Genomic DNA, 844 nt, shown 5'->3' with positions numbered 1-844 from the left:
CGGAGGCGGCCTACGTGCCGATCGACCCGGGCCTGCCCACAGCGCGGATCGGGTTCATGCTCACCGATGCCACGCCTGTCGCGGTACTCACCACGGCGGGTCTGCGCTCGCGGCTCGACGGGTACGACGGTCTGCGGGTGATTGATATTGATGACCCCGCCATCGATGTTCAACCCAGCACACCGTTGTCGGGTCCGGGCCCGGCGCTGGAGGGTCTGGCTCACATTATCTATACCTCGGGCACCACCGGGGTGCCCAAAGGCGTTGCTGTTACCCACCACAACGTGACCCAGCTGTTCGATTCGCTGGAGATTGGTGTGCGGTTGGGGCCGGGGCAGGTGTGGTCGCAGTGTCATTCGTATGCGTTTGACTTTTCGGTGTGGGAGATCTGGGGAGCGCTGTTTCATGGGGGCCGGTTGGTGGTGGTGCCCGAAGCGATAACCCACTCTGCCGAAGACTTCCACGCCTTGCTGATCAGCGAACAGGTCAGCGTGCTCACCCAGACTCCCTCAGCTGTGGGGGTGCTCTCGACAGACGGTTTGGGGGCGGCGGCGCTGGTGATCGGCGCCGAGGCGTGTCCGGCTGAGGTGGTGGAGCGGTGGGCGCCGGGACGGGTGATGCTCAACGTCTACGGCCCGACCGAGACCACGATGTGGGCATCCAAGAGTGCCCCGTTGACCCCGGGCACGGGTGCCCCGCCGATCGGGTCGCCGGTGGCGGGTGCGGCGTTGTTTGTGCTGGATCAGTGGTTGCGGCCGGTTCCGGCGGGGGTGGTCGGGGAACTGTACTGTCTCTTATACACATCTCCGAGCCCACGAGACGGAGCTACAGCTCGTATGCCGTC

Annotated in this window: 1 protein-coding gene; it reads left to right on the top strand. The window is 65.4% G+C overall.

From position 1 onward, the window contains the following. Positions 1–844 (top strand): AMP-binding protein (locus A5781_RS13150; RefSeq protein ID WP_156624607.1); only part of this gene is annotated, 844 nt, incomplete at both ends.

It is taken from the genome of Mycobacterium sp. 852002-30065_SCH5024008 (genome assembly GCF_001665645.1).
GTDB lineage: Bacteria > Actinomycetota > Actinomycetes > Mycobacteriales > Mycobacteriaceae > Mycobacterium > Mycobacterium paraffinicum.
Note: the sequence above shows the minus strand (reverse complement) of the source record. Positions and strands in the feature narration are given on the sequence as shown.